Raw genomic sequence first — 18,410 nt, forward strand, 5'->3', positions numbered from 1 at the left:
GCGCCCCGCCTTCAGCCTGTCCAGGCCGCGCGGATCCGCTCCGCGACGCGAGCCGCCTGGTCGCGACCGGCTCGTACGGCGGCGCCGGCCAGACCGGGATTCAGCGGGTTGCCGAGCATCGAGCGGCGCGCGATCCGGTCCGGGGTGACTTCCACGCTGGTCACGTCGGTCCCGAGGGACCGCAGCTGGTACGGCGTCCTCGCGGCGGCGCGCATGCCGCCCGGCTGGGGGGCGAGCACCACGACGACGCTGCACCCGGTGGCCAGATCGGCATTGGCGCCGCTCCGCAGCCCGCCGTCGAGGTAGTCGCGATCGCCGATCCGTACCGGCGGCCACACCCCCGGAACGGCGCAGCTGGCCGCCACCGCGTCCACCACGTCGGGGGTGGAGTCGCGCCCGAAGACGTGCAGCCGCCCGGAGTCGGCGTCCACCGCCGTCAGCCACAACCCGCGCTCCGGCCAGTCCGGCCAGGTGGTGCGCTCCAGGCGCCGTTCGATGACGGCACGGCGTTCCGGCGGCTTGACGGTGGCCGTGGCTCGGGCCCGCCGACCCAACCGGGCCAGCGCGCCGTACCCCTCCGGCCCCGCCAAAGCGGTCCACAGGATCGGGAGCATCACGGCGGGACCGCTGCGGGCGGGCAGCTCCCGCGAGCGACCCTCCACCTGCGCGGCGTACAGGTCCTCCAGGGTCCGCCCGGACCGCAGGTTCGCCCCGACGGCGGCGCCCGCGGAGGTGCCGATAATCAGGTCGGCGTCGCGCAGGTCGAGCCCCAGGTCGGCCAGGCCGACCAATAACCCGGTCTCCCAGGCGATCCCGACCAGGCCCCCACCCCCAGCACCAACGCGCGCCGCTCCATCCGCTCACCCTAATCTCCGGGTTTGGCGCCGTGGCTAACGGCAGCGTCGCCGCCGCGCTCGGAGCAGGAGTCGCCGTGATGAGCCTTTTTCTTGACTCGTCGAATGGTGGCCACGGTCTCCCAAGTCCCGAACAGGACGACGACGACCAGTCCGCCCATGTAGGCGGGCCACTCACCGGTGCGGATGCCCTGCACCGCGACGACCAGGCACGCCAGGACGAGCACGGTCAACAGAACGACACGCCACCGATGTCGGCCATCCATGTGCGCAGCCTAGGCCTGGAGCAACGGCGCCTCGGTGGAAAGCCTGTCGTGAGGATCCGGCTCACCCGCCGTCGTCGTGCTCGAAGCCGTACGTCGTGCTCGATCCGGCTACCGGGGTCCCACCGCTTGGATCTGTTCGGCACGAATGCCCCTCACGACGATCATGAGAGTCAACGTAACCACGATCGCAAACCAGGCAAGTTTTGAGATGGACCATTCGCCGCGCATTGCCATTTCAAAGATGTGCATCAGCACTCCACTGAAGACAAGCATCCCGCCGACAAAAAGAAGTCGTTGACGCCAGGACCAGCGGATGGGCTGTCGCGACATGGTTCGACAGTACGCCGGCGCCGTCCTCATCGCCCCTGGATTTCCGCGCATGGCGGGACGCACAGCGTCACCTGGCATTGAGCCGGCAGGTGGTGAACCTCGCCGACAGGTTAGACTCGGCGTCCGCCGAAGGGCCCACCGGGACGTACGTGTCGTCGCGTCACTGATTGCTGCCCTGGCGGCGACGAAGAGTGATCATTGCTCCGATCAAACTCCCGAGCGGCATGAATCCGCAGGAGAAGAGCACATACCAGAGCGTCGGAGGCTGCGCGTCCGTGACTATGCCGATCAAGCCGGCAATGATCACGGCGGCCCCCAAAAGCACAGCCACGACGACGTACGTTAGGGCCTTCGCGCGGGGCGTCACGCCTGACAGGCTAATCCACACTGATTCGCAGGGCACCGGGTCAGCAGCGCTGCCCCACCGCACCTGGCTAGGATCGCCTGCGAAACACGAGCAGCGTGCCCGCAAATATGACAGCGCCCGCAATGCCTATGCCAGCCCCGGCGCCCGCCAACCGGCCAGCGTGAGTAACGCTTCCCGCGACGAACAGCACGACTCCCGTCCCACAGAGCCCGACCTGCATGGCCAACACGGAGAGGGCACGAAACCAACGGGTGGGCACGTCCAGTTCGGCGGACTTGATAGCCTGACCCTCCGCGCGTTTGGCCAACCACATCGTGAACGAGACCCACGAAAACCATTGCCCGACGGCGGTACCGAGAACAATGGCTCCCACCACCAGCGCCCACTCCGACTGTTGTCGAGTCGCGAACACCACGAGGAAACAGCCCAGCGCCGAGCCGACGCCGCCGGACCACAAACTTTGACGCTGCAACTTATGCGCGTCGGCAGTAGTCATCCCCCGAAGCTAGCCGACACGTCGCTGTCAGGCCCGAGCGAAAGGTTCGTTTCATGCAGGTCCAGGCATCGATACCGCCCGCCGACGTGGCAGAGGCAATCCGGACTGCCAAGGTCCAGTTGCGCTCCGACATCGGCGACGTCGGCACGGCGTACGCGATAGTGCTCGACCATCTCCGCCCCGCGGTCGCCGAAAATCGTCGCCCGGCGGGACGCGGGCGGGTCGGTGTGGCCGGAGGTCAGCTACGACGATCTTGCTGCGAGCGGCCTGGATGACGAGGTCCGTGACCTTGTCCGTAGGCGCGGCTGCCTCGTGGTGCGCGGACACTTCTCCCATGATCAGGCCCTCGACTGGGACCGCCGGCTCGAGGCCTACGTCGACGCGAACGACTTCGCCACCGTCTACCGCGGGGCCGGTGATGACTTCTTCGGGACGACGTCGGCCTCCAAGCCGAGCATCTACCCGGTGTACTGGTCGCCGACGCAGATGGAGGCGCGTCAGTCCGAGCGGATGGCGGTAGTCCAAAGCTTCCTCAATCGTCTCTGGACCTTCGAGTCCGAGGGGACGGTGTGGTTCAACCCCGACGTGAATACGCTCTATCCCGATCGCATCCGCCGCCGGCCGCCGGGGACCGACAACGACGGCCTGGGCGCCCACTGCGATTCCGGCTCTCTGGAGCGTTGGCTGCTTCCGGAATACCGTCGCGTGTACCGGGCGCTGTTCGACGGGAAACCGCAGGACTACGACCCGTGGGACGCCGCGTACCGGCCGCTGATGAACGAGTACGAGGGTGGTACGACGATGTGCTCGGCCTTCCGGACGTTCCAGGGCTGGACCGCGTTGTCCGACATGGAGAACGACCAAGGTGTACTGCATGTCCTGCCAATCCCGGAGGCCATCGGAGCGATTCTCCTCCGCGCCCTGCTGCCCGACGTGCCCGAGGACGAGCTGTGTGGCGCCATGGCGCAGCGGGTTCTCCCGGTTCTCGACCGCTGGCATCCGGAGCTCCTCGCCGCGATGACGCCGATCCCGGACCTCAAGGCCGGCGACTCGGTCTGGTGGCACGCCGACCTGGTGCATTCCGTCGGTGCGGTCCGGAATCAGAAGGGCTGGGGCAATGTCATGTACATCCCCGCCGCGCCGATGTGCGACAAGAACCTGACTTTCGCCCGGCAGTGCTATGCCGACTTCGTCGCGGGCCGCTCTCCCCAGGACTTCCCCCAGGAGGATTACGAGGTCGGCTGGACGGGACGCTTCGCGCCCGCGGACCTCAACGACAACGGACGTCGCGGCTTGGGTCTGGCGGAGTAAACGTTCTCCAACCGTACGCCGAGGGCGGCCTCACGCTTTAGGCGGACGCGGACCTGTCGCATCCTCTGGCACATAGTCCTGCGGTCGATCTTGCACCCAGTTCACCGTGTCCGAGCAAACGGAGCTTCACGTGGAAGCCCGGCATCCCCGGCCGGAGAGCATCCCAATAGCGTGCGGGCAAGACGACGCCGAAGACTGCCACGAGCCCGGTCACCACGGGCTCACCCAGCGCGTACGAGGCTCCCATCAGCGCCCCGGCCGAACCGGGCCAGGCCCCAACCATCACGGGCGGCTTGCGCACGTTTCCATCGTAGAACTGCCCCTCACCCCAAGCCACGCAAAGCCGCCCAGCCCATAGCCGAGCTCGAGAGCCCGGCTCGCGCGAGTCACGCTGAGCAGCAGAAACGCCACCCGGTGGGCCGGGTGGCGTTGTCTGAGCCGCTTGTCGGAATCGAACCGACGACCTATTCATTACGAGTGAATCGCTCTGGCCGACTGAGCTAAAGCGGCGGGTGCATCACGCCCGCCAGGGAGCGAACCGCGATGCGGCTCACCAGTATACGGATCCCCGCGCGACCAGCCAAAACGGGCGCCGACCAGCGACGACGTACCCCCTCTCGGGGCTGGCGGGGCGCGCTTAGCTGCAGCTCAACACTTGACGTCGCCGTCCGGGACCTTGCCGTCCACCAGGTAGTTGTCGACCGCGTCGTTGACGCAGCGGTTGGACCGCATGTACGCCGTGTGCCCGTCCCCGTCCCAGCTCACGAGGCGCCCGTTCTTGAACTCGCGCGCCATCTTCTGGGCCCACTCGTACGGCGTCGCCGGGTCGCGCGTGGTGCCGACCACCATGATCGGCGGCGCGCCCTCCGCCGAGACCGCCTTGGGCTTCAGGGTGGGCTGGGCCGGCCAGTTGAGGCAGGTGTACGACGAGCCCGACATGAACGGACCCCACGTCGGCGCCGCCTTGGTGAACTCCTCGACCTGCGCCTTCTGCTGCTCCTCGCTGAGCCGCTCGACCGGGTGATCCAGGCAGTTCACCGCCGAGATGACCTGCATGATGTTGCTGGTGTAGCGGCCGTTCTCCCGGTCGGCGTACGAATTCGCCAACTCGAACAGGTTCGTCCCGTCGCCCGCCTTCGCCCCGCGCAGCGCGGTCGTGAGCTGCGGCCAGCGCTCCTGGGCATACATCGCCGCCGCCAGCCCGAGCGACGCCCACCCCTCGGTGAGCTGCTTGACCCGCGCATCGCCCTTGATCGGAATCGGCTTGGCGTCCAAGCTGGTGAGCAGGTCGCGGATCGCCTTCATGCCCTCGTCGACGCTGCCGCCCAGCGGGCAACCGCCCTTCTTCACGCAGTCGGCGACATAGGAGCGCGTCGCCGTCTCGAAGCCCTGCGCCTGCCCCAGCGACAGCTCCTTGTCGGTCAGCGACGGGGCCATCGCGCCGTCGAGCACCATCCGGCCCACCGTGCCGGGGAACGTGTCGGCGTAGATGGCGCCGAGATAGGTCCCGTAGGACTTGCCCAGGTAGATGAACTTGTTCTGGCCCATGGCCGCCCGCGCGATGTCCATGTCGCGCACCACGTCGGTCGTGCCCAGGTGCGGCAGCAGCGCCGGGTATTTCGCCTCGCACGCCGCCCCGAAGTCCTTGCCGATCTTCTCCGCCTCGGCCCGCTCCGCCGCGTCGTCGGGCGACGGGTCGAAGCCCAGCATCGTGTCCATCGCCGGGTCGTCCAGGCACCGCACGGGATTGGACTGGGCGACGCCGCGCGGATCGACCCCCACCACGTCGTACGTCTGGCGCACCTTCGTCGTCACGATGAAGTTCGCCACCGCCGCGTACTCCGTCGCCGACCCGCCCGGCCCGCCCGGGTTGACGAACAGCACGCCCTTCGACTCACCCCGCGCCGGCACCTTGAGCACCCGCAGCTTGAGCTTGTCCCCCTCGGGCTTGGCGTAGTCGACCGGCACCGTCAGCCACGCGCACTGGTTGCCGTCGCAGTCCTGCCACGACAGCTTCTGTCCGTAGTATTCAGCGAGCTTCTCTTGCCCCGCCGGCGCCGTCGCCGTGCCGCTGCTCGACCCGACCGGGCCCAGCGTCGCCGACGCCGGCCCGCCGCCGAGCGGCCCCACGGCGCACGCCGCGCTCGCCCCGGCCACCACCGTCGCGACCACGCCGCCCGCGAATCCCCTTCGCGCCCGGGCCATGCCCGTCCTGCCGGTCCCCCGCGCCTGCCCCGTCGTCATGCCGCCCGCACTCCCGTTCGCCGTGTGTCTCGAGGGTACCTGGGGCCGCCGACAGCCCAGGACGCCGGTGCGGCGTCAGCGCCGGTGCAGCGTCGACAACGGCGCAGCGTCAGCGCCGCGGCAGCCGCAGCGAGATCGCCATGGCCTCCAGCGCCAGCAGCGGCGGCACGTTGGCGGCGATGCGCTCCCGCGCCGTCCCGATCGCATCCATCGCCCGCAGCAGCGCCTCGGGCCCCAACGCCCGCGCCACCGGCTCGACCTCCACCCGCAGGTCCTCGTTGATCAGCTCGACCGGCCCGCCCAGCCGCAGCACGAGCGCGTCCCGGTAGACCGACAGCAGGTCCGTCAGCGACCGATCCACCACGTCCCGGGCGGCCCGCGTCGCCCGCGTCTTCTGCTCCTTCTCCAGCGCGGCGACCTGCGCGCGGATGTGCGGCGGCTGGGTCCGCGCGGCGGGATCGGCCCCCAGCGTCTCCAGCAGCCGCGCCTTCTCCCGCGCGTCCCGCTCCGCCGCAGCCGCCCCGGACTCCTCCGTCGCGATGGCCGCCAGATCCGAGGCGGCCGCCACCGCGTCGGCGACGTCGCCGATGCGGGACGCCAGCCGTACGACGTCGCGGCGCCGGATCCGCGCCCCCTCGTCGCGGGCCAGGCGCCGGGCCAGCCCGACGTGGCACTGCGCGGCCCGCGCGGCGTACGTCGCCATCGCCGCGTCGATTCCGTCCCGGCGCTGCACGAGCGCCGCCACGTCCTTGACCGGCGGCGTCCGCAGCCGCACATGCCGCGTCCGGCTCCGGATCGTGACGATGACGTCCTGCAGCGAGGGCGCGCACAGCATCCAGACGGTCGGCGCCGCCGGCTCCTCCAGCGCCTTGAGCAGCGCGTCCGCCGCGCGCTCGGTGAGCCGGTCCGCGTCCTCCACGATGATGACCCGCCACGGCCCCACGCTCGGGCGCAACGCCGCCAGCCCGGCCAACTCCCGCGCCTGCTCCACCCGGATCGACAGCCCCTCGGTGGCGAGCACGGTCACGTCGGCATGGGTGCCCTCCAACGCCGTACGGCATTCCCGGCACTCGCCGCACCCGCCCTTCGGGCACTCCAGCGCGGCCGCGAAGGCTCGCGCGGCCGTCGAGCGGCCCGAGCCGGGCGGCCCCGTGAACAGCCACGCGTGGGTCATCGCCGCGGGGTCGTGCAGGGCGCGCATGAGCGTCTCGACCGTACGCCGTTGCCCGACGAGATCGTCGAACACCTTCATCGCGGCAGGTCCGCCGGATCCGCGTCAAACCAGCCGGTGGCAGCCAGCCGATCGGCGACGGTGGCCGCGATCTGATCGGAGGTGCCACCGCCGTCGACGACGAGATAGCGCTCGGGGGCCGACTCGGCCAGGGCCAGGAAGTGCGCCCGGACCCGCTCATGGAAGGCGTGCGGCTCGGACTCCAGTCGATCGTGCAGGCCGTGCCGCCGAGCCCGGGCCACGTCGACGTCGACGTCCAACAGGATGGTCAGGTCGGGCAGCAGCCCGCCCGTGGCCCACAGGGACAGCGTCTTGACGTCGGCCGCGTCCAGGTCCCGCCCGGCACCCTGATAGGCGATCGAAGAGTCCATGAACCGGTCCGTGATGACGTCCTGGCCGGCCTCCAGGGCCGGGCGGATCACCGTGTCGACGTGGTGCGCCCGGTCCGCGGCGAAGAGCAGCGCCTCCGCCCGGGCCGAGACCGTCCCGCCGTGCAGGAGCAGGTCGCGAACCTGCTGACCGAGATCGGTGCCGCCGGGCTCGCGGGTCACCACGAAGTCGCGGCCGCGCGCCGCCAGCCAACGGGTCAGCCGGGCGATCTGCGTCGATTTTCCGGCGCCGTCGCCGCCCTCGAACGCGATCAGGACGCCGCGGGGCCGGGCCTGGCCCTCGCCACGGCGCCGTTCAGCCTCGTTCACACTCGCAGCCTAGGACACGGCGCCGACAAGCACCTGCGGCGCGTCCCGGAGCACGCCGACGCCCGGCCGGAGCTGGGCGGGATTCAGCAGTACGTGTTGATGTTGCGCCCGAGCGCACCCTCGGTCGCCAGCGGCAGCGCGAGGGAGTCCAGCAGCTTGGCCGCCGCCGCACCCTCGGTGTCCATCGCCTTCTTCAGCAGCGAAACCTGCGCATCCTGCGCCGCGGCCGCCGAGCGCATGCCGAGCACGCTGGCCGTCATCGCCAGGACATCCATGTCCACTCCTGTGGGTTCGAGTACTTGGTCCAGTGTCCACCACGCCCATCGACCCGACCCGCCAACACCTGAGCTGACCTGCGAGAATCGCTGTCCACCAACGCCCTTGCGGCGGCCCCGTCAGGCGTCGGACGGCGCCGGCGCCGGGCGGGCCGCGGCCTTCTTGGCCGTCGCCTTCGCCGCCGTCTTCGTGGCGGTCTTGGTCGCGGTCTTCGTGGCCGACTTCGTGGCCGTCTTAGCTGCCGTCTTTGTCGCCGTGGTCTTGGCCGCGGTCGTCTTCGCGGTGGACTTCTTCGCGGTCGTCTTCTTGGCGGCCCGCTTGCGCGTCGTGGGGCCCTTGGCGCGCTTGTCCGCCAACAGCTCGTACGCCCGCTGCGCCGTCAGCTCGGCCGGGTCGTCGTCGCGGCGTAGCGTCGCGTTGGTCTCGCCGTCGGTCACGTAGGGCCCGAACCGACCGTCCTTGACCAGCACCGGCTTTCCGCTCACCGGGTCGGCGTCGAACTGGGCCAGCGGCGGCTTGGCTGCGGCCCGGCCGCGCTGCTTCGGCTGGGCGTAGATCGCCAACGCCTCGTCCAGCGTGATGTCGAACAGCTGGTCCTCGGTGGCCAGCGACCGCGAGTCGGTGCCCCGCTTCAGGTACGGCCCGTACCGCCCGTTCTGCGCCGTGATCTCCTGCCCCTCGGCGTCCGCGCCGACGATGCGGGGCAGCGACAGGAGCCGCAGCGCCGTGTCGAGGTCGATGCTGGCCAGGTCCATGCTCTTGAACAGCGACGCCGTCTTCGGCTTCGGCTTGTTCTTGCCGGTCAGCTCGTCCTCTTGCGCCGTGAGCACCTCGGTGACGTACGGCCCGTAACGCCCCGCCTTCGCCACGACGGTCCGGCCGCTGGTCGGGTTCAGGCCCAGCTCGCGACCGTCGTCCGAGGCCATCTCCAGCAGTTCCCGGGCCTTGGCCGGGGTCATCTCGTCGGGCGCGAGGTCGTCGTTGATGGTCGCGCGGCGCGCCTTGACCGTCCCGTCGGCGAGCGCCGCCGCCGCGTCATCGGCGAGGGCCGCCGCCGCGTCGTCGGCGACTTCGCCGGTCGCCGGGTCCACGCCCGCCGGGGCGAGCTCTTCGACGTACGGCCCGTAGCGCCCCACCCGCACGACCATCCCGTCGCCGAGCGGGATCGTGGAGATCTCCCGGGCGTCGATCTCGCCGAGGTCGTCGACGAGCTCGCGCAGCCCCTCGGCGTTGGTCGCCTCGTCGCCGAAGTAGAACCGCGTCAGCCAGTCGACACGGCCCTGCTCGCCGCCCGCGATCTCGTCGAGGTCCTCCTCCATCCGCGCGGTGAATTCGTAATCCACGAGCTGCGGGAAATGGGCCTCCAGCAGCTGGGTCACCGCGAACGCGAGCCACGTGGGGATGAGCGCCGAGGAGCGTTTGTGCACATAGCCGCGGTCCTGGATGGTGGCGATGGTCGCGGCGTACGTCGAGGGCCGCCCGATCCCCTTCTCCTCCATCGCGGCGACCATCGAGGCCTCGGTGTAGCGCGCCGGCGGGGTCGTCTCGTGCCCGTCGGCGCGGACCTCCCGCACGTCCAGACCCAGTCCGACGCTGACCTTCGGCAGCCGCCGTTCCTCGTCGCGGGCCGCCGCGCGGGCGGCCTCCTCCTCGTCGCGGCCCTCGTCGTACGCCGCGAGGAAGCCGCGGAAGGTGATCACCGTGCCGCTGGCGCTGAACTCGGCGCGACCGTACGGCGTCGCGCCGCCCAGGTCGACCCCCAGCCGGACCGTCGCCGTCGAGCCGCGGGCGTCCGCCATCTGGCTGGCGACCGTGCGCTTCCAGATCAGCTCGTAGAGCTCGAACTCCTGACCGCGCAGCTCCCCCGCCACCTGCGCCGGCGTACGGAATCGATCCCCCGCGGGCCGGATCGCCTCGTGGGCCTCCTGCGCGTTCTTGACCTTCTTCTCGTAGCGGCGGGGCTTGTCGGGGACGTACTCGGCGCCGTACATGTCCCGCGCCTGCGTCCGCGCGGCCGTCAGCGCCGACTCGGACAGGGTGGTCGAGTCGGTCCGCATATAGGTGATGTAGCCGCCCTCGTAGAGCCGCTGCGCCACGGACATGGCCGTGCGGGAGGTCATCCGCAGCTTGCGACCCGCCTCCTGCTGCAGCGTGGAGGTGGTGAAGGGCGCGTACGGCCGCCGCGTGTAGGGCTTCTCGGCGACGTCCGTGACCGTCGCGGTGGACTCCTGCGCCGCCGTTGCGACCGCCCGCGCGGCCGCCTCATCGAGGTGGACGAGCTTGACCGAGCGCAGCGCGCCGCGGTCGTCGAAGTCGCGTCCGGTGGCCACCCGCGCCCCGTCGAGGGTCGCCAGCCGGGCGTCGAAGGCCTCGCCGCCGCCCGCCGTACCCTCGTAGCCGGCCTGCGTCGCGAAGGTGCCGTCGACGTCCCAGTACGACGCGGGCACGAACGCCATCCGCTCCCGCTCGCGCTCCACGACCATCCGGGTGACGACGGACTGCACGCGGCCCGCCGACAGCCCCTGGCGGACCTTGCGCCACAGCACCGGCGACACCTCGTAGCCGTAGAGCCGGTCGAGGATGCGGCGGGTCTCCTGCGCGTCGACCAGGCGGGTGTCGAGGTCGCGGGTCTCGTTCAGCGCCCGCTGGATGGCCTCCTTGGTGATCTCGTGGAACACCATCCGCTTGACCGGCACCTTGGGCTTGAGCACCTCCATGAGGTGCCAGGCGATGGCCTCGCCCTCGCGGTCCTCATCGGTGGCGAGCAGCAGCTCGTCGGATTCCTTGAGCGCCCGCTTGAGTTCGGTGACGCGGCGCTTCTTGTCGGCGTCGACGACGTAATAGGGATCGAATCCGTTGGCCACGTCCACGGCAAACTTGCCGTAGGGGCCCTTCTTCATGTCGGGAGGCAGTTCGGAGGGATTCGGCAGGTCACGGATGTGCCCGGAGGAGGCCTCGACGGTGAATCCGTCGCCCAGATAGGCGGCGATGTTCTTGACCTTGTTCGGCGACTCGACGATGACGAGCCTGCGTCCACTCCCTGCCACTTCGCCCCTGTTCCTGTTCTGCCCCCACGTACGGCGGATTCGTCGCCGTGTTGACGCGCGAGGTCCCCGACACCATACGCCGGATTGAACCTCCGCCCGCTCCTCGGGCCTCGCGCTCACCGGCCACCGATGTCGGGTCGCCTTTAGTTGATGTGTCATCTATACTCGGTGGGTGACTGCGATGCCCACCCTGTTCCTGTCCCACGGTGCTCCCCCGCTGGCCGACGACCCGATCTGGCCCCAGCAGCTGGCGGCGTGGGCGGGGCGGCTGCCCCGGCCGACCGCGATCCTGATGGTCTCCGCGCACTGGGAGGAGCGGCCGCCGACGCTGTCCTCGACGACCGGCGCCGGGCTGGTCTACGACTTCTGGGGCTTCCCGCAGCGGTACTACGCCGTGCGGTACGACGCGCCGCCCGCGCCCGCGCTGGCCGACCGGGTGGCCGAGCTGCTGGCCGACGGGCCGGTTGCGGGTGCTGCGCCGGTTCCGGGTGCTGCGTCGGCTCGGGCGACCGCCGTACGGCGCGACGAGGCGCGCGGCCTGGACCACGGGGCGTACGTGCCGCTCGTCGCCATGTACCCCGCCGCCGACATCCCCGTGGTCCAGCTCTCGCTGCCAACCCTCGACCCGTCGGGGTTGCTCGCCCTCGGGACCCAGCTGGCACCGCTGCGGGAGGAGGGCGTGCTCATCGTGGGCTCGGGATTCACCACGCACAACCTCGCCTGGTTCGCCGCGACCGGATCCCTGCCGGACGGCGCGAACGCGCCGGCCCCGGCCGTCTCGGCGGCGTTCGACGCCTGGGCCGCCGAAGCGATGGCCGCCGGGGACGTCGCCGCGCTGCTGGACGCGCCGCGGCGCGCGCCGGACTTCGCGCAGGCGCATCCGCGCAGCGAGCACTGGGCGCCGCTGTACGTCGCGGTCGGCGCGGCCCTGCGACCCGGGGCCAAGGACACCCCCGACGCACCATCCACGTTCGACGCGACGTGCGAGATCGACGGCTTCTGGTATGGCCTGTCCAAGCGGAGCTGGACCTTCTCCTAATCCCGCGCGGGGAGCAGCATTCCCGACGCAATGAGGCGCTCCAGGTCCGGCGCCGCCTGCGCGATGACCTCGGCCACCGGGCGGTCCAGCAGCGCGGCGATCCCCCCGAGGGCCTGGCCGGCTGTCAGCTCCCCGTCGCAGACCCCCACAAACGCGGCCAGGACCGTGTCGGCGCTGATCGCCTCGCCCAGCGCCCCGCCCTGCCGGACGCGAATCACGCACGGGTCGTCCTCGCCGATGCGATAGTGCCGCTCCTGGGTCACGTCCGCGGGCGCCACCCAGGCCCGCTCCAGCGCGCCGACGAGCCCGTGGCTGGCCAGCCAGTCGCGGGCCTCCAAGCGCGCGAGCACCGCCGGGCCCATCGGGGCCGCGACCGCGCCGCGGTGGTCGACGAGGTCGCGGTACGCCGGGCGTTCGCGCACCGGTCGATGCAGGGTCGCCACGCCGAAGCCGACGTGGGCCACCCCGCGGTCGGCAAAGTCGTCGAGCCACGCGCCCACCAGCTCGTCGTACGCTCGCGTTCCCGGCCGGTGGCCGCCATCGCGGGCCCAAGTCTCGGCGTACTCGGCCGCGTCCTGGACCTCGCGCTGCACGACGTACGCGTCCAGGCCAGTCCCCTCCAGCCAGCCCTCCCACACCTCGCGCCAGTCCTGGCCGGCGGCCAGTTCCCAGTTCCCAAGAAAGTGCGCGATGCCGCCGGAGTTCAGGTGCTCGCCTACATTTCGCGCCAGTTCCGCCACGATCGCGTGGCCGGCGCGGCCGCCGTCGCGATACTCGTACGTCGGGAAGCCCGCGCGGCGCGGGGAGACAGGCACAGCCGGCGAGCGCCGCGTTGAACGCGGCGAAGGCCAGCGCCCGCCGGGAGACGTCGGTGGCCACCACCTGGTCAGCGTGGCCGCTCAGGTGCAGGGCCTGAATGCCACAGCCCGTGCCGAGGTCGAGGGCGCGCCGCGCCGTCGGCCGGGGGGTCCAGGAGGCGAGCGTCACCGAGGCCCCGCCCACGCCCAGGACGTGGTCCGTGCGCAGCGGCCCGCCGGTGGCCAGCTCGCCCAGGTCCGAGGCGACCCACCAGGTCTCCTGATCCGCCGCGTAGGGCCGCAGGTCGCAGGTCGCCGCCACCAGATCCGCGCCACGGCGTGGGGCCTCGGCCGAACCGGCGATCAGGCCGAGGTCGACCAGGCCGGCCATGCCGGTGCGAGGCAGGGCGCGCTCCAACCGATCCGGGACCACCGGCAAACCGAGCGTGAAGGCCGCGACCACCGCCGTCAGCTCGCCCTGGCACTCCACCTGGAGGACCCGCCGCGCCGGAAGGGGGTTGTCGCGGTGCAGGGCTGTGGCTGCCTGCGGACCCAGCAGCTGCTCGACGCCGTCCACGGTGTAGCCCACCTCGCGCAGGTCGGCACGCAGCTCCGTGATCAGCCCGCGGTCGAGCTGCGGGACGTCGGCGCGGGCGTCTGGCGCGGACACGGACCCGGACACTGATACGGAGGCTGATCAGTCGGGCAGGCCGCGCGACTCCACGACGTACGCCGCGACGTTGCGCAGCTTCATGTTGCGGTCCTGGCTGTAGCGCCGCAGCACCGCGAACGCCTTGTCGGTGGACAGGTCGAAGCGTTCCATGAGGATGCCCTGGGCGAGCCCGATGAGATGGCGTCCGTCCATGGCCTGCCGCAGGCCGCTCTCGGTGCGCGCCGCCGCGAGGGCGACCGAGGCGTGTCCCGCGAAGATCGCCACGAGGACAGCGTCGTCGGCGTCGAACTGGTCGGGCTCGTGGCCGTAGACGTTGAGCGAGCCGATGGTCCCCGCCTGGGTGAACAGCCGCACGGACACCACACTGCGGATCCCGAGGTCGGCCACCTGCCGACACCACACGGGCCAGCGCGTCTCGGTGCACGTGTCGCGGATAAGGAAGGTGGTGCGGTCGTCGATCGCTTCGAGGCAGGGGCCTTGGCCCAGTTCGAGCTGCAGGTCGTCGGCCCGGCGCACGATGTCGTCCGTGACGGCGGCGGTCTCCACCTTGTTGCCGCGGTGCACGAGCATGACGCCGCACATGTTGGCGCGGATCGTTTCGCAGGCCATCTCGGCGATGCTCTGCAGCGTCTCCTCGACATCGCCCTGCGCGTGTAGGCGCTGGGCCAGGTCGGCAAAGTCAGAAGCCTTGGGATTCAACGGAACTCGTTTCCAGGGGTGACAAACCTGCGAATTCATTTTATCCCTTCGCCTGAATTGCCGATCAGTCGGGTCCCCGGGTGGGTCACGCCTCGGCGGGGGTTTCCGCACCCTCGAGGTCCAGCCGCAGTTCGGCGAGGATGCGCGTCAGCAGGCGGGACACCTGCATCTGGCTGACGCCGATCTCCTTGCCGATCTGTTCCTGCGTCCAGCCACGGACAAACCGCAGCCGGAGGATCTGCCGGTCCCGCTCAGAGAGCCGCTGTAGGGCGGGGCGCAGGGCCTCCATGTTCTCCACGTGGTCGAACGGGTCGGAGTCGTCCACGAGGAGGTCGGCCAGGACTGCCGCACCACCGGCGCGGCTGGGCGAATCGAGGCTGAGCGTGGAGTAGCAGCCATCCGCCATCTCGGCCTCGGCCAGCTCACCCTCGGGAACCCCGAGCTCGGTGGCCAGCTCGGCCGACGTCGGCGGGCGTCCCTTGGTCTGCTGCAGATCCGAGCGGGTGACCGCCACCTGGCTGCGCAGCTCCTGCAAACGCCGGGGCGGCCGGACGACCCACCCGAAGTCCCGGAAGTGGCGCTTGATCTCGCCCGAAATCGTGGGCACGGCGTAGGCCAGGAAGCCCGGACCCTCGCCCGGCTTGTACCCCTGAACCGCCTTCACCAGCCCGAGGTAGGCCACCTGCACGAGGTCGTCCGCCTCGATGCCGCGCTGGCGATAACGAGCGGCGATCGACTCCGCGATAGGTCCGTTGAGGAGCACGACCTGGTCCAGATAGGCCTGCCGGATGTGCGGCGCGGTTTCAAGGTGCGCCAGCGCGAGCAATTCGTGGCTGTGCTCGTCGCGGGTGGGGGCGTCAAGCTCGCCGACATGCCGGCCCTCAAGCCATAACGTCAGGTCATGGGCGGCGCTCGCCAGGCTGCGTGGCATTGCGACTCCCTCCCTCTGACCGACACGGTGCGCGAGGATGGCGCACGCCACTGCTTTGAACGCTAAGCCGCGAACGCGACATATCGCAATAGCTTCACAACTGGGGACGTTCAGTCCTGCCCCGTGTCAGAAGGCTAAAGTGAACTGGTCGCGGCCTACCTCACCCCTGTGGGTGGCCGCCTCGAACGACCGCCTCAGACCGCCGACGGAAACCGGCCTCAGCAGCCCTCGCCCAGCGGGCTCGATGAGAGGGCGGCAACGGCATCCGCGAGGGTCTCGTGCAGCGGAAAAACCGTGTCCAGACCGGTAATCGAGAGCACCCGCAACAGTCTCGGCGCCACGCACAACAGCCGCATGGAACCGCGCCGGGCCCGGACGACCTTGAGGCGACCGACGAGAATGCCCAGGCCCGTCGAGTCCATGAAGGACACCCGGCACAGGTCCACCACCAACCGGGATTCGCCGTTGGCCAAGACCCGGTCCAGGGCGTCCCGCAGCTTCGCCGCGTTGCTCACGTCGACGTCGCCGACCACCGTGACCACCCAGATGCCGCGCTCTTCCGTGACCGATACCTCGAGATCCGCCACGGGTCGCGCCTCCATCCTGCCGAAATGCCTTAGCAGGCCACCACGCTACAGCGATGGCGCCCTGGGCACACCCGCCGATTACGGTGGGTGCCCATGAGCGATGCCGCCGGATCGTGCGCCGCCGGCGCCGCCTGGCTCCCCGCTCTGGCCGAACGCTTCCCCGGCCGGCTCCGGCACGTGCACGAACTGGCGCCGCGGCCCGCCGTACTCGCCGGCTGGCCGACCTGGCTCGAACCCGACGTCGCGGCCGCGCTGCGCGACGCGGGCGCGGCTTGGCCGTGGCGTCATCAGCAGGAGGCGGCGGAGGGCCTGCACCACGGACGGCATACGGTTCTGGCCACCGGCACCGCCTCGGGCAAGACGCTCGGCTACCTCATGCCCGTGCTGTCGAGTCTGGCGCAGGGCGCCCGCGCGGTGTCTGGCCGCGGGGCGACCGCGCTCTATCTCGCCCCCACCAAGGCCCTGGCCGCCGACCAACTCGCGCGGGTCACGGCGCTGGCCGTCCCGGGCGTCCGCGCGGCCAGTTACGACGGGGACACCCCCCTCGACGAGCGCCGCTGGATCAGGACCCACGCCAACTACGTCCTCACGAACCCGGACATGCTGCATCATGCGCTGCTGCCGGGGCACCAGGCCTGGACCCCCTTCCTGCGCGCGCTGCGGTACGTGGTCGTCGACGAATGTCACGCCTATCGCGGGGTCTTCGGCGCGCACGTCGCCGCCGTGCTGCGGCGGTTGCGGCGGATCTGTGCTCAGTACGGCGCCGCGCCCACCTTCGCCTTCGCCTCGGCCACCGTCGCCGATCCGGCCGGGCACGCCGGGACCCTGGCCGGCCTGCCCGTGGATGCCAGCACGCAGGACGGCGGCCCCCGCGCCGGCCTGACGTTCGCGCTGTGGGAGCCGCCGGTCGCGACCGACGGCGGGTCCGTACGGCGGCGCGGGGCCGCGGCCGAGGCGGCCGATCTCCTGGCCGAACTGGTCCGCCAGGGCGCCCAGACCGTCGCCTTCGTCCGGTCCCGGGCGGGCACCGAGGCGGTGGCCGCGCAGGCGCGTCGGGCCCTGCGCGATCGGCCGGACCTGGCGGCCGGGATCGCCGCCTATCGCGGCGGGTACCTGCCGGAGGACCGGCGGCTCCTCGAAGCAGCCCTCCGCGCGGGCACGATCCGGGGCCTCGCCGCGACCTCGGCCTTGGAGCTGGGGATCGACATCAGCGGCCTCGACGCGGTGGTCATCGCCGGCTGGCCGGGCACGCGAGCGTCCCTGTGGCAGCAGGCCGGCCGCGCCGGCCGGTCCGGTCGCGCCGCGCTGGCCGTGTACGTCGCGGACGACGACCCCCTCGACGGCTATCTCGTGCGCCATCCCGAGGCCGTCTTCGGGGCGCCGGTCGAGGCGACGGTCCTCGACCCCGACAATCCGCACGTGCTCGCCGGGCACCTAGCCGCGGCGGCCGCCGAACTCCCGTTGACGGCGGCCGACGCCGAGTACTTCGGCGCGGGAACGGTCCCGCTCGCCCAGGACCTGGTGCGCCGCGAGCTGCTGCGGGCCCGGCCCACCGGCTGGTACTGGACCCGCCCCGACCGACCGACGGCGCACGTGAGCCTGCGCGACGCCGGCGCCCAGTTGCGCATCGTCGAGAACGGCACCGGGCGGGTGCTCGGCACGATCGACGAGGCCCGCGCCGACGCCGCGGTCCATCCGGGAGCGGTCCATGTCCACCAGGGCACGACGTACGTCGTCACCGACCTCGACCTGGCCGACGGCGCGGCGATGGTAACCGCGGGCGATCCGGGCTGGTTCACGCAGGCACGCGGGGTGTCCGCTTTCGACGTGGGGGCCGTCGCCGCGCGCCGCGACGCCGGACCGGTCTCGATGAGCTTCGGCGAGGTCGTGGTCCGGCGCCGGATCACGTCCTTCCTGCGCCGGCTGCCGAGCGGCGAGGTGATCGGCGAACACGCCCTCGACCTCCCCGAGCGGACGCTGCGCACCAAGGGGGTGTGGTGGACGCTGACGCCGGACTCGCTCGGGGAGGCCGGCGTCCCCCCGGGGGCTGTGCCCGGTGCCGCGCACGCCGCGGAGCACGCGGCCATCGGCCTGCTGCCGCTGATCGCGACAGCGGACCGGTGGGACATCGGCGGAGTCAGTACCGCGCTGCACCCGGACACCGGCCTGCCGACCGTCCTCGTCTACGACGGGCATCCGGGCGGTGCCGGGTTCGCGCGGCGGGGCTTCGACGTCGCCCCGCGCTGGCTGTTCGCCACGCGCGACGGCGTCGCCGACTGCGCCTGCGAGACCGGCTGCCCGGGCTGCGTCCAGTCCCCCAAGTGCGGCAACGGCAACCGTCCGCTGGACAAACGCGGCGCCGTCACCCTCCTCGACGTGCTCCTTCACCACCTCGGTACGCCGTAGCCGGGCGCGCCGAGTCACGCCAAGACACGACGGCGGAGGGCCCGCCCGATCACGACGGCGGGGGCCCGCCCGGGACCGGGCCGTGGCGTCGGGCATGCCTCGCAGGCTCGGCGTGACCAGGGCGGACACCTCCACTTCGACGCCGCGGACCCGGCAGC

15 protein-coding genes, 1 tRNA gene and 2 pseudogenes are annotated in these 18,410 nt (G+C 71.4%); 3 read left to right on the forward strand and 15 right to left on the reverse strand.

Features of this window, described 5'->3' with window-relative positions:
• Positions 1–11 precede the first annotated feature (11 nt).
• The 5 genes from IPK37_03310 to IPK37_03330 all read right to left on the reverse strand — a co-directional run bounded on the left by IPK37_03310 (position 12) and on the right by IPK37_03330 (position 2,313).
• Positions 12–821: a patatin-like phospholipase family protein gene (locus IPK37_03310; protein QQS02642.1), complete on the reverse strand. Its 810-nt coding sequence runs from the start codon at positions 819–821 to the stop codon at positions 12–14.
• Between the two features lie 44 nt (positions 822–865).
• Complete coding sequence (locus IPK37_03315) at positions 866–1,120, reverse strand: hypothetical protein (protein ID QQS01496.1); 255 nt, start codon at positions 1,118–1,120, stop codon at positions 866–868.
• A gap of 108 nt (positions 1,121–1,228) precedes the next feature.
• A complete protein-coding gene (locus IPK37_03320) occupies positions 1,229–1,450 on the reverse strand; it encodes a hypothetical protein (protein QQS01497.1) in 222 nt (73 codons plus the stop codon).
• A gap of 160 nt (positions 1,451–1,610) precedes the next feature.
• Complete coding sequence (locus tag IPK37_03325; protein ID QQS01498.1) at positions 1,611–1,817, reverse strand: hypothetical protein; 207 nt, start codon at positions 1,815–1,817, stop codon at positions 1,611–1,613.
• 67 nt (positions 1,818–1,884) lie between these two features.
• Positions 1,885–2,313 (reverse strand): hypothetical protein, encoded by a 429-nt coding sequence (locus IPK37_03330; GenBank protein QQS01499.1) that lies wholly within the window; start codon positions 2,311–2,313, stop codon positions 1,885–1,887.
• A 53-nt stretch (positions 2,314–2,366) separates the two neighbouring features.
• Here IPK37_03330 and IPK37_03335 point away from each other — a divergent pair.
• Positions 2,367–3,624: pseudogene (locus IPK37_03335) on the forward strand (DUF1479 family protein).
• 436 nt (positions 3,625–4,060) lie between these two features.
• On the opposite strand, the gene IPK37_03340 reads toward IPK37_03335, so the two are convergent.
• From IPK37_03340 to topA, 6 genes are all read right to left on the reverse strand, one after another.
• Positions 4,061–4,134 (reverse strand) — tRNA-Thr (locus tag IPK37_03340).
• A gap of 138 nt (positions 4,135–4,272) precedes the next feature.
• Positions 4,273–5,868 carry an alpha/beta fold hydrolase gene (locus tag IPK37_03345; protein QQS01500.1) on the reverse strand — a complete coding sequence of 532 codons (1,596 nt, stop codon included), beginning with the start codon at positions 5,866–5,868 and terminating at the stop codon, positions 4,273–4,275.
• Between the two features lie 109 nt (positions 5,869–5,977).
• Positions 5,978–7,120, reverse strand: a complete 1,143-nt coding sequence (locus IPK37_03350; GenBank protein QQS01501.1) for a DNA polymerase III subunit delta' — start codon at positions 7,118–7,120, stop codon at positions 5,978–5,980.
• Positions 7,117–7,797, reverse strand: a complete 681-nt coding sequence (tmk, locus tag IPK37_03355; protein ID QQS01502.1) for a dTMP kinase — start codon at positions 7,795–7,797, stop codon at positions 7,117–7,119. Before tmk ends, IPK37_03350 begins: the two co-directional genes overlap by 4 nt.
• An 83-nt stretch (positions 7,798–7,880) precedes the next feature.
• The gene (locus IPK37_03360; protein QQS01503.1) at positions 7,881–8,072 is read right to left on the reverse strand and encodes a YjfB family protein; all 192 of its coding nucleotides are present in this window, start codon (positions 8,070–8,072) and stop codon (positions 7,881–7,883) included.
• 120 nt (positions 8,073–8,192) lie between these two features.
• The gene (topA, locus tag IPK37_03365) at positions 8,193–11,279 is read right to left on the reverse strand and encodes a type I DNA topoisomerase (protein ID QQS01504.1); all 3,087 of its coding nucleotides are present in this window, start codon (positions 11,277–11,279) and stop codon (positions 8,193–8,195) included.
• A 22-nt stretch (positions 11,280–11,301) separates the two neighbouring features.
• Here topA and IPK37_03370 point away from each other — a divergent pair, with 22 nt between their 5' ends.
• Positions 11,302–12,159, forward strand: a complete 858-nt coding sequence (locus IPK37_03370; GenBank protein ID QQS02643.1) for a dioxygenase — start codon at positions 11,302–11,304, stop codon at positions 12,157–12,159.
• Here the strand turns inward: IPK37_03370 and IPK37_03375 are convergent.
• The 4 genes and pseudogenes from IPK37_03375 to IPK37_03390 form a co-directional block, all read right to left on the reverse strand.
• Positions 12,156–13,626, reverse strand: a pseudogene (locus IPK37_03375) (SAM-dependent methyltransferase). The gene IPK37_03370 and the pseudogene IPK37_03375 sit on opposite strands and share 4 nt — an antisense overlap.
• Positions 13,627–13,653: 27 nt before the next feature.
• Complete coding sequence (locus tag IPK37_03380; protein QQS01505.1) at positions 13,654–14,367, reverse strand: GAF and ANTAR domain-containing protein; 714 nt, start codon at positions 14,365–14,367, stop codon at positions 13,654–13,656.
• Between the two features lie 46 nt (positions 14,368–14,413).
• Positions 14,414–15,259 carry a sigma-70 family RNA polymerase sigma factor gene (locus tag IPK37_03385; protein ID QQS01506.1) on the reverse strand — a complete coding sequence of 282 codons (846 nt, stop codon included), beginning with the start codon at positions 15,257–15,259 and terminating at the stop codon, positions 14,414–14,416.
• 218 nt (positions 15,260–15,477) lie between these two features.
• The gene (locus IPK37_03390) at positions 15,478–15,861 is read right to left on the reverse strand and encodes an STAS domain-containing protein (protein ID QQS01507.1); all 384 of its coding nucleotides are present in this window, start codon (positions 15,859–15,861) and stop codon (positions 15,478–15,480) included.
• A 78-nt stretch (positions 15,862–15,939) separates the two neighbouring features.
• Here IPK37_03390 and IPK37_03395 point away from each other — a divergent pair, with 78 nt between their 5' ends.
• A complete protein-coding gene (locus IPK37_03395) occupies positions 15,940–18,252 on the forward strand; it encodes a DEAD/DEAH box helicase (GenBank protein ID QQS01508.1) in 2,313 nt (770 codons plus the stop codon).
• Positions 18,253–18,410 lie beyond the last annotated feature (158 nt).

Origin of the sequence: Austwickia sp. (assembly GCA_016699675.1) — a bacterium.
GTDB lineage: Bacteria > Actinomycetota > Actinomycetes > Actinomycetales > Dermatophilaceae > Austwickia.

Excerpts from the sequence above, each read along its gene's own strand:
- IPK37_03360 (QQS01503.1), bottom strand. The coding sequence starts at position 8,072 with ATGGATGTCCTGGCGATGACGGCCAGCGTGCTCGGCATGCGCTCGGCG.
- IPK37_03315 (QQS01496.1), bottom strand. The coding sequence starts at position 1,120 with ATGGATGGCCGACATCGGTGGCGTGTCGTTCTGTTGACCGTGCTCGTC.
- topA (QQS01504.1), bottom strand. The coding sequence starts at position 11,279 with ATGACACATCAACTAAAGGCGACCCGACATCGGTGGCCGGTGAGCGCG.
- IPK37_03350 (QQS01501.1), bottom strand. The coding sequence starts at position 7,120 with ATGAAGGTGTTCGACGATCTCGTCGGGCAACGGCGTACGGTCGAGACG.
- IPK37_03320 (QQS01497.1), bottom strand. The coding sequence starts at position 1,450 with ATGTCGCGACAGCCCATCCGCTGGTCCTGGCGTCAACGACTTCTTTTT.
- IPK37_03395 (QQS01508.1), top strand. The coding sequence starts at position 15,940 with ATGAGCGATGCCGCCGGATCGTGCGCCGCCGGCGCCGCCTGGCTCCCC.
- IPK37_03390 (QQS01507.1), bottom strand. The coding sequence starts at position 15,861 with ATGGAGGCGCGACCCGTGGCGGATCTCGAGGTATCGGTCACGGAAGAG.
- IPK37_03345 (QQS01500.1), bottom strand. The coding sequence starts at position 5,868 with ATGACGACGGGGCAGGCGCGGGGGACCGGCAGGACGGGCATGGCCCGG.
- IPK37_03380 (QQS01505.1), bottom strand. The coding sequence starts at position 14,367 with ATGAATTCGCAGGTTTGTCACCCCTGGAAACGAGTTCCGTTGAATCCC.
- IPK37_03370 (QQS02643.1), top strand. The coding sequence starts at position 11,302 with ATGCCCACCCTGTTCCTGTCCCACGGTGCTCCCCCGCTGGCCGACGAC.
- IPK37_03385 (QQS01506.1), bottom strand. The coding sequence starts at position 15,259 with ATGCCACGCAGCCTGGCGAGCGCCGCCCATGACCTGACGTTATGGCTT.
- IPK37_03330 (QQS01499.1), bottom strand. The coding sequence starts at position 2,313 with ATGACTACTGCCGACGCGCATAAGTTGCAGCGTCAAAGTTTGTGGTCC.